We start from the raw sequence: 12,437 nt of genomic DNA, 5'->3' as shown, positions 1-12,437 counted from the left end.
CTCAATTTCTTGCAATCCTCGCTACGGACGCTTAAGTCCGACAGGCTGCTAGTCTCTTCTGGCTATTCCGGTGCGGTTGCTGTTTGAGCCGGTATATTCATCTCCAGATTTATCAGGCGTTCAGTGCCAGATTAAAGTTGAGATTTCTCTTGCTGTCAGGTTATGAGTGAACCCTGTCACTTAAATGACTCGCCCAGCTTTGACTAAGTTGAATAGAGGAATGAAATTATTGCAGGACGCACATGGCTAATGTTAACAAGACTTCGCAGGACGACAGTATCCTGTATCACCTCAGGATGGCTGCCATCAGTATTAGAAAGGCAACCTCTCTGGTTTTTGGTAAAGCCAGAGCTTTCTGCCGAAGTGTCGGTGCTGTCCTGATTCCTACCCGTCTTAAAAAAAGCCAGGATTCCTTTAAACCGCCTGCGTCATCTCTGAACCAACGTTCCATAACACCTATGGGACCCCAAAGGCTATCAGCAGTACTAAAAGGCTATTCGTTTGCTGAAATAGATGCATTCAAGGGCGATTTCAAACTCCGGATTAAAGAAGTTATGGATGATATCGTCGCTATTGAAGGCGAGAAAGAACCGGAGCTATACAAGAAAATACAGATCAGCCTTCTTCACAGAATTGATGATTGCCCCTCCCTAAATGAGATGCTGGTGTTGTTGAATGATGTGGTGCCAGAGCCCTATCAGAAGAGGCTCTGTATGAGCTTCCTAAAGATCGGGCGGGACACCGGGGCCAATTTGGGGTTGTCAGAACAGGGCCGTTTATGGCTGGAATCCACAATTCGAAATGAATCGTTTGAAGAGTTAAAGGAAAATCTGTTTCAGCGATTCAAATCCGAACTGGGTCAATCCACTGAATGGCTGGCTGAAGGTTTTAAAGAATACACAGCGAAAGAACGCAGTTTTTTGCATTCGCTTCAGATGGCTGAAGATATACCCGCAATGGTTTCATGTTTCGATAACCACTTTGAGCATTGCGAACAATATGGCTACCTTCTGAAAATGAAAAAACTTGTGGAGCAGGCTGGATATCGCCTGAAAGCTCTTAAGGTAAAGGTTCCGCTGCTGGCTTATGCCGATGAATTGAGTGCGTTCAAAGAGAAAATTTTCCCTCTCCTGGAACTGATTCATAAGAATGAAGAGGAGCAGATAGACAGTCGATCCGGCCTCAGAAAAGATCAAATCAGTGCACTGGCCCTGAGTTTGATGAAGGCCAGCGATATCAATGACGCCTTTGCTGTGATCAAACAGGAAGCACCTTCAAAATACGCGAAAAACCTGCTGACTGCCTTCAAAGAAATCTGTGTGGAAACCGGCGATGAGGCGCGGTTGGATCCATCCATAAGGCAGTATCTGGAAGATCGTGAAAACTGGGCTGAAGACACCTCCTTAGACTTACCCTGGAGTCATGTGTCTGAAGACATGGAGATGGTAGTCCGTCTGCAGAAAGAGCTGCTGGTTGATATTGACAATGTGATCCAGGGAATTTCGGAAGCATGTCATGCGAAGGCTGATGTAGAAGAAAGGGTTGAGGAGGAAGAGTCTGATCCGCCTGGAATAAAATACGTCGTCGTTCCTTATGCCGAGGTCAGACCGGAAGAGCTGCCAGAAGTTAAAGCGCTGAAAGCCCTTGAGACAAGGGTAGAACGCTGTGTTTCTTATGAAGACATGGTCAAAGAGGTGATCGAGCGTGCGCCCGAAAAATACACCAGACATCTGTTGGGTGGATTGAAAGAAAATTATCAAAACCTGAAAGACGCTAATAAGGAACCCTCTGGTTCGCGGGAGGTTTTACAAGTTTCCGATGTTGCGTCGGTTGATATTGACGAATTAAGAGATTTCGAGGTGTCTTTAGATGAGGCTCTAGCCTTAAATAACGCTCGTGATCCTGAAAAAAAATATAATCTGAATCGAATGTATGTGGGGGATGAATTAAAAATAACAATGCTAAAGACATCTGATGATTCTCAAGGAGAAAAAACATCAGATGATCAGCAAGATTTTTTGTGTGACCTTGTATCTCAAGGCGGTACAAAAAAAGTTTTTAAAATTAATATAAAAGGTAAAGGTTTTGCCATTGCAGTGCCGGCGGAAAGTTATCAAGTGGAGCGCTGGGATACCGCGTTAAAGGAAACACAGTCAACAGAACAACTCAGGCAGCTAGGTTTTAACACGCTCTCTTATCATAAAAACGTTCTTGTCGAGATAGACGGTGTGACTGTTCCCGCAATCGTTATGCCTTTATTTGACGATCTTGATGGACACATTGCTGATGATAAAAGCGCATATAATCTCGATTCGTTTATAGATGACATGGTTGTTAAAGATCAGATTACTGGAAAGGAGTTACAGGTTAAAGAAATTCCTGATGAAGAGGTATTTTTTGGCGTACTCCAGCATGCTATTCGAGAAGTGGCTGCATTGGTAAAAAATAAGATATATCTGGAACCTGACTCAATTAACTATCAGATATCGGAGTCTGGTGATGTTGAGTTGTTTTTGTTTGATTTACCAAAAGAGATAATCAAAACAGACTTCACACAAGATGCTCTATGCAGAGCTTATGCTTCTAGCTTGATAGATTGTTTTGTTGACTGTATGAAGGATAGGTATTGCATAGGATTTGATACAAGTCATAAAAACTTAAAATTCAGGAAAAAATTAGCTGACATGATTAATCAAGCTGCAATACCTGATGGATTCCGTAGATCTCGCAGGGGAAAAAAGCAAAAGAACAAACACTCCTGATTATTTTCTACGGTTGATGCTCAGGCTCATCGATTACAGGAGCCAAGTTCTCCCCACTGTATCAGGTCTTCGATAAAATTAGCCTTTCGTTAAGGAGGCTTTATCTGGAAAATGCATGTTTTGTTTTCTGACTGTTGATGCGTCCCGATATGAACTTGCTGTTATTGACTCCTACCGATTTTATTTCTGAAAGCCGCGTCAGGCTGATAGGCAGACCCCTTCAGCACGTCCTGAACGTTCATCGCTCTCAAGCCGGTGACAGGATCAGAGTAGGGCTGCTGAATGGAGAAATGGGTGAAGGCGTCATTGTTTCTCTGACGGATCAGGCAATGGAGTTGGATGTATGTCTGAACAAAAAGCCTCCTGAGCCTCTACCTATGACCATTCTGCTGGCGTTACCCCGTCCGAAAATGCTGAAAAGGATTTTGCAGCATTTGTCGTCTATTGGAGTTAAAAAAATCATCCTTATGAACAGCTACCGGGTTGAGAAAAGCTTTTGGCAGTCGCCCTGGTTGTCAGAAGAAAAAGTGCGTGAGCAGCTTATTCTCGGGCTGGAGCAGGCAAGGGATACGCTGTTGCCAGAAATTATTCTTGAGAAACGCTTCAAGCCTTTTGTTGAGGATCGCTTGCCAGCCATTATGGAAGGCAAACGTTGTTTTGTAGCCCATCCTGTCGGCGGAGTCCCTTGCCCTCATCAGGTAGACGATGAGGTGGTTCTGGCGATTGGGCCTGAAGGTGGGTTTATCCCCTATGAAGTGGAAAAGCTGGAGGAGGCAGGGTTTGATCGGGTTCATCTGGGCTCAAGAATTCTTCGGGTTGAAACCGCTGTCACCGCGCTGACCAGTAAATTGTATGACTGAATCCCATTTTACACGCTCTTGCGGTTTAGGTATGTTGTAAGCACAGCCTTCCTGTTCGCAGGGTGAGTGTATGGATACACAATGCAACTTTACGTTGCCCACATTGAGCCATTTTTCAAAAACTCTGGCGTTCATTCTTCTGTTTCTCTTGAACGGAAAACTTATAGCCGCTGACAAAGGTGTGTTGCTGGATGAACTCTATGATAACGCTCAGCTGGAACAACAGCTTGGTTGGGTATTGTCCAGCATGACCATTGACCAGAAGCAATACACACTGCCACCAGAAGTGGTGAATACGGTTAATCAGGTCGTCAAGGTTCGCTACAGTCCGGGTCTTTTTAAATCTTCCATGGAAGCCACTCTAGATGAAGCGTTGAGTGTCGGTGAATTACTGAAACTTCTGGACTGGTATAACTCATCACTAGGGCAAAAAATTCTGCGTTTGGAAATGGAGGCTAACGATCCTCGCAATGCACTTCGTATGCAGGCTTACATTGAAGACAAATTATCCCGAGAGTTACCTCGAACCAGTCGCATACGTCTGATTGAAGAATTGATGGAAACGCTGGATGCGGTTGAACTCGGTACGGAACTAGCTGCCAGTGCGTCGGTGGGAGCCAAGCGCATACTTCATGAAGTGATGCCGATCAATGATGGGCGTCCTTTAAGGCCGCCTGAGGTGCTTAAAGCCAGGGAAAAACCGGTCATTCGTAAAGGGATGAATGACCATATGAGGTACGTTTATCTCTATACCTATCGAAGCTTGCCTGACAATGAGATTCGCGCTTACCTGAATTTTGCCAGAAGCACCGCCATGCAGAATTTCCAGCGTGGTCAGATTCAGGCTATAGCCCGAATTCTTTAGCTCATCTCCTGGGGGTCAACGTCCAATGTCCAGCGCAGGTTTTTTGGCAGTTTCATGGAATCCAAATGTTTGACGGCAATATCCAGTAGGCGATGCACAGAAACACGTTGGTCTCCCTGCAAAAACAGCTGGTAACGATAGCGCCCCTGCCTTTTTTCCATAGGAGCCGGGATGGGGCCCAATATCCTGGCAGGGCTTTCCTGGTGGTGGTTTAGTAAAACATTCCTGAGACTTTTTAGTAGATTCTCACCCGCTCCCGCCATAGACGACTCCGTTCTGAACAAAGCCAGATAGCCTTCAGGCGGCAGTTTGAGCTGTTTTCGTTCACTCATCAAACTGTCTGCAAAGCGACTATACGGTTGGCTGACCAGCATCTGCAAAGCAGGATGCTGAGGGTTATGAGTTTGAATGATGACATGTCCCGGTTTTTTTTCTCTACCAGCCCTGCCAGCAACCTGAAGGATCAACTGTCCGGTTTTTTCCAGTCCTCTGAAATCAGAACTGAACAGACCGGAATCGGCATTGACTATCGCTACCAGCGTGACATCGGGGAAATGATGGCCTTTGGCCAGCATTTGAGTACCCAATAGTATGCAGGGTTTGCCGGTGTGGATCGTATCCAGAATCTCTGAAAGCGCATTTTTTCGACGAGTCGAATCTCTGTCCACTCTGATCAGAGGGGTATTCGGGAACATTTGCTCCAAAATTTGTTCACACCGTTCGGTACCCTGACCCACAGGCTGGAGGTTTTTGCTGTGGCATTTTGGACATGACCAGGGGATAGCAGTTTGATAATCACAGTGGTGGCAATGCATATGAGGTGGCAGGCGATGCAGTGTCAGGTGGGCATCGCAGTGCGGACAATCGGTCACTTCACCGCAATCGTGACAGATCAGGGAGGGGGCGTAGCCTCTGCGGTTTAAAAAGACCATGACCTGTTCGCCCTTATCAAGGGTAGTCTGCATTCTTGTTATAAGGCTCTGGGCAAACCCTTCATGGAGTAACTGCTGACGGATATCGAGTAGTTCCAGAGTCGGTGGACGGGAATGCCCGGCCCGACTGCTGATCTCCATGTGACTGTAACGACCTTTTCTGGCGTTTATAAGGGTTTCCAGAGAGGGCGTGGCAGATCCCAGGACGACGGGGCAGTCTGCTATTTTTGCCCGGTATATAGCCATATCCCGGGCATTGTATCTGAGGGTATCCTGCTGTTTGTATGAGTTGTCATGCTCTTCATCAACAATAATTAATCCCAGCTTGGGTAAAGGCGTAAAAATGCCTGAGCGGGTAGCAATCAATACCCCGGCTATGGAGCGACTGGCAGCAAGCCAGCCCTGAAGACGTTCGCCATCACTCAATCCAGAATGAAGACAGACCACAGGGACAGAAAAACGGCTGCGAAATCGTCTGACGGTTTGAGGCGTCAGACCAATTTCAGGAACCAGAACAAGAACCTGTTTACCGGCTTTGAGCGTCGCTTCGATGGCCTGGAGGTAGACTTCTGTCTTACCGCTTCCGGTGACGCCATCCAGTAAAACAGGGTGAAAAGAGGGGGATGCCAGAATGCCTTTAAGAGCAAAAGCTTGTTCAGAGTTCAGTGTCAGGGGCTCTTGTTTTAATGGGTTTGTATGTTCAGTGAAATATCGGTCAACCCGCTCAACTTCTCGAACAACTACCCGTTGTTTCTTTTGCAATTGGGTGAGAATAGTTTTGCTAAAACCGACTTCCCGGAGCTCAGTCTCTGATAGACCTTCAGGGTATTTTTCCAGCCATTGCAGGGCCTTGAGCTGTTTGTGAGCTCTTTTCAGGGATTGGGTGATGGCTTCATCAAGCGGAGCAGCAAGGCTCCAGAGTGCTATTGTTTCCCGGGTTACAGGCTTTCCCTGTCGAAGAGCCTTGGGTAATGCCTGAAGCAAGGTTTCTCCAAGGCTGTAGTGATAGTAACTGGATGCCCAGCGGCAAAGTTGCATGATGTCTTCAGGAATCAAAGGGACCCGGTCAGGAACGGCAGAGACTTTTCTGAGCTTTTCCCTGGGGTGGTCAGATTCCTGTTTAATGGCTTCGATTATGCCAACCAGCTTTCGGGGTCCAAAAGGAACCTGAACTCTCATACCCGGTTGAAGGTTCGCCTTATTATCTGGCGGAAGATAGTCGAACATCTGCCTCAATGGGGTGGGTACGGCGACGCTGAGATAATTATCGTCACATGAGGTCATGAGGCTGCTGTTCAGTGGCTAATGGCGTTTCAATGATTAATGCTGTCAGAAGTCTTCCGACAGAAGTCCTCACCAGTTTAACCTGAGTTGCGGTTCGGTTGAAATGAACAGCCAGTGAAATACCGGTATTTGATTGACGGGGATACTTTGGTATGATTCCGCCTCAATTTTCCAGGGTCACTGACTGGCAGTCTCCGAGCAGTACTTTCGAGTCACTGCTCGGGTATGCCTGTATGTGACCATTTCGCGTGCGGTGCCTTGGCCGGGTTGCTATTAGCCAGAGACCGGGTGGCGGCACGCATTGTTTTGAGGTAGATCCCATGAAGCCGGAAATCCATCCGAATTACGAAGAAATCGAAGTTACCTGCTCCTGTGGTAACAAGATTAAGACTCGCTCTACTCTGTGCAAAGACCTGCACATTGAAGTTTGCTCCAAGTGCCATCCATTCTACACCGGCACTCAGAAAGTGATGGACACTGGCGGTCGTATCGAGCGCTTCACCAAGCGTTTCGGCAAGGTTGGTGCTCGCAAGTAAGGATTTCTGATGCTTGCATTTTAGGTGGCTCTCAAACAGCCATGAGTCAGAAGCGGTCATGAACTATAGACAGCATGGGTTGAAAATACCGCTATGCTTGTTCGAAGAATGATTCGAAAGGTAGCATAATGATTTCTTTTGACCTTCCTGGCTGTGCAAAAAAGGCGATTCACACTTTTGTGGGCGCCTTTTTTTATGTCTGGATATTTTTCTCGATCTCTCCTCTATACGCTACTACGTCCTGTACCCTGAAAGGCCCTTCAGAGACTGTAAAGTGGGACTACATCGCTGACGGCGATTCACTAACGCTGAAGGATGGCCGTAAAATTCGTTTCCCCTCTATCAACACGCCTGAAATAGCCCATGAAAATAAGTCGGCAGACCCCTTCGGTGATTTAGCCTCTCTGACCCTGAAACAGCTGTTATCAGGCACGCAGAAAATCAGGATTCAGGCTGTTGGAAAAGATCATCATGGTCGGGTGCTGGCCCATCCCTTTCTAATGGACGGTCGATCCATCGAGTCGCTGCTTATCGAGAAAGGTCTGGCTTACCAACTGTTTTCTGAAGAGCCTGATGCTTATCGACAATGTCTGAAGCGGCAGGAAGCAGAAGCCAGAAGAGAGAAAATAGGTGTTTGGTCAAAAAGTCCTGTTCTGGATATCAGGGCCGACAGGTTGAAGCCGGGTTTTGCAATACTCAGGGGCAAGGTCGTTGAGGTTGCTAATCCCAAAAAGAGTGATTTTCTTTGGGTGGAAATGGATGGCCCGGTGGTTATTCGTGTGCCCAAATCCTCTTTAGATGCAGCGTGGCTGAAAGGTCTGATAGGTCAGCGTATTGAGTTCAGAGGTTGGCTGGTTGATCGCAAGGAGAAAAATAAGGGAGAAGGTCGTTATAAGCGTTGGATGGTAGGTATTTACAGCCGCGATGGTATTCAAAGGTTAGAATAATGCCCTTGTAAGCCCGGTGGGTGGTCTGTCTTTTTGTATGGAAGACATTTGATTGCATTCGCGTAGTAAAGGTTGGCACAAAATGTTTTGCTTATGCTATAGGCATCTCGTTTTCGGCATTAATCCGGATGCCCGGTCTGTAGATATACTTTTCCGGCCGACTGAATCCTTGTTCGATAAACGGTGATCCTATATTCTCCACTCTTACGATCTCATATTTTCATCAGGATTAAAGTACAAGGATATGAAGCAAGCCGCTCTGGATTACCATGCCCAGCCAAAACCCGGAAAGATCTCGATTGAACTGACCAAGCCAGCCGAGACTGCCAAAGATCTGTCTCTGGCCTACAGTCCGGGTGTCGCAGAGCCAGTGCGTGAAATCGCTGCTGACCCTGAAAATGCCTACAAATACACCATGAAAGGTAACCTGGTCGCGGTGATCAGTAATGGTACAGCGATTCTTGGCCTGGGTAACCTTGGCGCACTTGCCAGTAAGCCTGTTATGGAAGGTAAGGCTCTGCTGTTCAAACGCTTCGCCGGAGTCGATTCCATTGATCTGGAAGTGGACTGCGAAAGCCCTCAGGATTTTATTGACACAGTTAAGCGGGTTGCCGGCAGCTTTGGTGGTATTAACCTTGAAGATATCAAGGCGCCAGAGTGCTTTGAAATCGAACGTCGTCTGATTGAAGAGTGTGATATTCCTGTATTCCACGATGATCAGCATGGTACGGCCATTGTCACTGCCGCAGGTATGTTGAACGCTCTTGAGATTGCCGGCAAGAAGATCGAAGAAGCTCGTCTGGTTTGTCTCGGTGCCGGTTCCGCAGCCATCTCTTGCGTCAAGTTGCTGATCAGCTGTGGCATGAATCCGGCCAATATTTTTATGCTGGACAGCAAAGGCGTTATTCACACAGAGCGTGATGACCTTAACCAGTACAAGGCCTTGTTTGCGGTTGAGACAGATTGCCGTAACCTGGACGACGCTATTAATGGGGCTGATGCTTTCCTGGGGTTGTCTGGCCCTGACCTGCTGTCTTCGGATCAGCTGGCAAGGATGGCTGAGAATCCTATTGTATTTGCCTGTGCCAACCCTGATCCTGAAATTCGTCCGGAGCTGGCCAAAAAAGTACGCTCTGATGTCATCATGGCAACAGGTCGGTCTGACTATCCAAATCAGGTGAATAACGTACTTGGCTTTCCGTTCATCTTCCGTGGTGCTCTGGATGTTCGTGCCAGTCGTATCAATGAAGAGATGAAGGTGGCTGCTGTTCACGCTATTCGTGAACTGGCTAAGGAAGCAGTCGTTCAGGAGGTCATTGATGCCTATGAGGGAGCCGAGCTGAGCTTTGGCCCGGAATACATCATTCCCAAACCGACTGATCCTCGTCTGCTGGGTTCTGTTGCTGCCGCAGTGGCAAAGGCTGCTGTAGATTCTGGGGTAGCCCGTCAGCCTTATCCTGCCCATTATCCTCTGCAGTCTCTGGACGATATATAAGCCTGAGATTCAGTTGTTAAAAAAGCCCGGCCTGGTTTTCAGGTGCGGGCTTTTTTGGGTTCCTGAAGCCTGGCCCGATCAGAACTGGCAAAAAAGTCAGAACCTCCGGGCGCGACGGAATCTTAGAACAAATCTTCCGGTTTGAGTGAGCCGCTATCTTCCGGGGAGGGACTCCTTCCCTCGCTCAGCCTCTTGGGTGTATTTTCTTTCCTGAACACTTCGAAAATGGCTTCAGGATCGCCTTGCTTTGCCAGCTGTCCTGTTCTTGGATCAATTCGAACCGTTTCTATGCCTGCTGGCTGAGGCAGGCGTCTTATCGGTTGATCTGCCAGAGCGGTTTTCATGTAACTGATCCAGATGGGAAGAGCGGCATTGGCTCCAAACTCCCAGCGACCCAGGGAGGAGAAGTTATCCATGCCGACCCAGACACTGGTAAGCACATCAGGGTTAAATCCGACAAACCAGGCGTCCTTACTGTCATTTGTGGTACCTGTCTTACCACCAATATCGTGACGTTCAAGGACTCTTGCTCTTTTACCGGTGCCTTTCCAGATAACATCGCGCATGATGTCGTTGAGGATATAATTGACCCGTCTGTCCATAACGGACTCAGCTTCATTGACAGCTTCAACAGAAGCCAGAGGTTTGTCCTCCGGCAGAGGTGCGGTTGAGGTTTCAGTCACCTGTTCTGAGACTAATCCTTCTTCAGCAGTCGGTTCCTTCCCGCAGTCCCGACAGACAGTCACCGGATTGGCCTCGAATACGGTGTCATCCAGAACATCGACTCTCTGAATCAAGTAGGGCATCACTTTGTATCCGCCGTTGGCAATCGTAGCGTAACCTGTGGTCAATTCCAGCGGTGTCATGGAAACGTTACCCAGAGCCAGAGAGAGGTTTCGGGTTAGAGTGTCCTCAGGCAATCCAAGCTTAGTCAGGAAGTTTACGGTGCGCCTGACACCAATTTGCCTGAGGATGCGAATCGAGATCAGGTTCCTTGAGCGATAGAGGCCTACCCTGAGTCGCGTTGGGCCGTTGAACTTCATATTGTCATTATTCGGGCGCCAGATGCCTTCAAGTCCCTGGTCAGTGAAAACAACAGGAGCATCGTTGATGATGGTAGCGGCGGTCAGCCCCTTGTTCAGAGCAGCCATGTAGATGAAAGGTTTGAAAGCTGAACCCGCTTGTCGGATAGCCTGTGTGGCACGATTATACATGCTGTCGTAGAAATTGAAGCCGCCTACCAGGGCAAGAATAGCTCCATTTTCCGGACTCATGGAAATCAGCGAAGATTGCGCCTGGGGTTCCTGGGTTAAACGAAAGCGACCGTCAGGCATCTTTCTCACCCAAATCAGGTCACCGGGCTTCAGGATGTCTGACGCCTGTCTGGGGTTGTAGCCATAAGCATTAACATTGATAAAAGGCTTTGCCCATTTGAGGTTGTCCCAGTCAATGTGATCGGTTTTGTCCTCTTTCATCAGGATTGTCACCGATTGATCTTCTACCGCGGTGACCACAGCAGGAATCAGGACAGCGGTAGAATGGGTCTCTTTCAGAGTCTGTTTCCAGATAGTCGCTGCATCTTTTTGCTGTTGAATGAAGGACTTACCTTCTTCGTCCTCATTCAGGTTGCTAACGGGTCCCCGATATCCATGCCTTTCTGTATAAGCGAAAAGACCATTGGCAACGGCTTCGTTAGCGGATGTTTGTAAGACACTGTCAACGGTAGTGTAAACCTTGAAGCCTTCCGTGTAGGTTTCCGGGCCAAACCTCTCAATCATTTCCTGACGAACCATCTCGGCAATGTAAGGGGCCTGCAGTTCAATTTTGGGGCCGTGGTAACTCGCTGTCACCGGAGCCTGAACAGCCTCTTCATAATCCGCATGGCTGATGTAACCCAAATCATACATTCTGCCAAGAATCCAGTTTCTGCGAACCTGTGAACGTTCGGGGTCATTGATTGGGTTATAACGGGAAGGGGCCTTGGGCAGTCCCGCGATCATGGCCCATTGAGCCAGATTGAGTTCATCGATGGATTTGCCGTAATAAACCTGTGCCGCAGCCTCGACTCCGTAGGCGCGGTTACCCAGATAAATTTTATTGAGATAGAGCTCAAAGATTTCGTCTTTGGTCAGTCCCTGTTCAATCTGTAGAGCCAACAGAATCTCGTTGAACTTTCTGGAGAATACCCGTTCGTGACTCAGGAAGAAGTTTTTCGCCACTTGCATGGTGATCGTACTGCCCCCTGACTGGATGCGACCGGTTGAAGCAAGCTGAAGTGCAGCCCGCATCAGACCCATAATATCGACGCCATGGTGGTGGTAGAAGCGATCATCTTCGGCAGCCATGAACGCTTTTATCAAGGGTTTGGGGGCATCTGCGAAGTGGATTGGTGTTCGGCGCATTTCGCCAAACTCTGCGATCAGTTTTTCGTCCTTTGAAAAGACGCGCAGAGGCGTCTGCAGGTGAGTATCTCGCAGGGTATCAACTGAGGGTAGCGAAGGGCTCAGATAGAGATAGGCACTGGCTGCTATCAGGGTAATGCCACTGACGGCTGCCAGGCCACTCCAGAGTAGAAATTTTAAAATTTTTACCGATCGATTCATGCTTGGCTGATGTCCAGTTCTGGCTTGAGGAGGCTGACCGGGAATAGACAGTTTCCTGGCAGTTACAGGAGGGGCATTATAAAGGGAAATGTTCAATTTCCCTAGCAGCCTGTCGGACTTAAGCGTCCGTAGCGAGGATTGCAAGAAATTGAG

At 48.0% G+C, this 12,437-nt stretch carries 8 protein-coding genes; 6 read left to right on the top strand and 2 right to left on the bottom strand.

Annotated elements, in window-relative coordinates:
* The first annotated feature begins 554 nt into the window (after positions 1 to 554).
* The 3 genes from KDK17_RS04035 (at position 555) to KDK17_RS04025 (ending at position 4,487) form a co-directional block, all read left to right on the top strand.
* Positions 555 to 2,762, top strand: coding sequence for a hypothetical protein (locus KDK17_RS04035; RefSeq protein WP_257276155.1), 2,208 nt, complete (start codon positions 555 to 557; stop codon positions 2,760 to 2,762).
* A gap of 149 nt (positions 2,763 to 2,911) precedes the next feature.
* A complete protein-coding gene (locus tag KDK17_RS04030) occupies positions 2,912 to 3,622 on the top strand; it encodes a 16S rRNA (uracil(1498)-N(3))-methyltransferase (protein WP_257279864.1) in 711 nt (236 codons plus the stop codon).
* 70 nt (positions 3,623 to 3,692) lie between these two features.
* Positions 3,693 to 4,487 carry a DUF2059 domain-containing protein gene (locus KDK17_RS04025; protein WP_257279863.1) on the top strand — a complete coding sequence of 265 codons (795 nt, stop codon included), beginning with the start codon at positions 3,693 to 3,695 and terminating at the stop codon, positions 4,485 to 4,487.
* On the opposite strand, the gene KDK17_RS04020 is transcribed toward KDK17_RS04025, so the two are convergent.
* On the bottom strand, positions 4,484 to 6,703 hold the full coding sequence (locus tag KDK17_RS04020) for a primosomal protein N' (RefSeq protein ID WP_257279862.1): 2,220 nt from the start codon (positions 6,701 to 6,703) through the stop codon (positions 4,484 to 4,486). The genes KDK17_RS04025 and KDK17_RS04020 overlap by 4 nt on opposite strands.
* A gap of 320 nt (positions 6,704 to 7,023) precedes the next feature.
* On the opposite strand from KDK17_RS04020, the gene rpmE reads away from it, so the two are divergent.
* From rpmE to KDK17_RS04005, 3 genes are all read left to right on the top strand, one after another.
* Entirely contained in the window at positions 7,024 to 7,239 is a 216-nt protein-coding gene (gene rpmE, locus KDK17_RS04015) for a 50S ribosomal protein L31 (protein WP_257279891.1), read from the top strand.
* A 128-nt stretch (positions 7,240 to 7,367) separates the two neighbouring features.
* Positions 7,368 to 8,186, top strand: coding sequence for a thermonuclease family protein (locus KDK17_RS04010; RefSeq protein WP_257287401.1), 819 nt, complete (start codon positions 7,368 to 7,370; stop codon positions 8,184 to 8,186).
* Between the two features lie 244 nt (positions 8,187 to 8,430).
* Positions 8,431 to 9,681 (top strand): malic enzyme-like NAD(P)-binding protein, encoded by a 1,251-nt coding sequence (locus KDK17_RS04005; RefSeq protein WP_257279860.1) that lies wholly within the window; start codon positions 8,431 to 8,433, stop codon positions 9,679 to 9,681.
* A gap of 122 nt (positions 9,682 to 9,803) precedes the next feature.
* On the opposite strand, the gene KDK17_RS04000 is transcribed toward KDK17_RS04005, so the two are convergent.
* Entirely contained in the window at positions 9,804 to 12,284 is a 2,481-nt protein-coding gene (locus KDK17_RS04000) for a penicillin-binding protein 1A (protein ID WP_257279859.1), read from the bottom strand.
* Positions 12,285 to 12,437: the final 153 nt, after the last annotated feature.

The sequence above is a fragment of the Endozoicomonas sp. SESOKO2 genome (assembly GCF_024606245.1).
Taxonomy (GTDB): domain Bacteria; phylum Pseudomonadota; class Gammaproteobacteria; order Pseudomonadales; family Endozoicomonadaceae; genus Endozoicomonas_A.
Note: the sequence above shows the minus strand (reverse complement) of the source record. Positions and strands in the feature narration are given on the sequence as shown.

Bases quoted from the DNA above. Each gene is read 5' to 3' on its own strand.
- KDK17_RS04005 (WP_257279860.1), top strand. From the start codon at position 8,431: ATGAAGCAAGCCGCTCTGGATTACCATGCCCAGCCAAAACCCGGAAAG.
- KDK17_RS04000 (WP_257279859.1), bottom strand. From the start codon at position 12,284: ATGAATCGATCGGTAAAAATTTTAAAATTTCTACTCTGGAGTGGCCTG.
- KDK17_RS04010 (WP_257287401.1), top strand. From the start codon at position 7,368: ATGATTTCTTTTGACCTTCCTGGCTGTGCAAAAAAGGCGATTCACACT.
- KDK17_RS04025 (WP_257279863.1), top strand. From the start codon at position 3,693: ATGGATACACAATGCAACTTTACGTTGCCCACATTGAGCCATTTTTCA.
- KDK17_RS04020 (WP_257279862.1), bottom strand. From the start codon at position 6,703: ATGACCTCATGTGACGATAATTATCTCAGCGTCGCCGTACCCACCCCA.
- KDK17_RS04035 (WP_257276155.1), top strand. From the start codon at position 555: ATGGATGATATCGTCGCTATTGAAGGCGAGAAAGAACCGGAGCTATAC.
- KDK17_RS04030 (WP_257279864.1), top strand. From the start codon at position 2,912: ATGAACTTGCTGTTATTGACTCCTACCGATTTTATTTCTGAAAGCCGC.
- rpmE (WP_257279891.1), top strand. From the start codon at position 7,024: ATGAAGCCGGAAATCCATCCGAATTACGAAGAAATCGAAGTTACCTGC.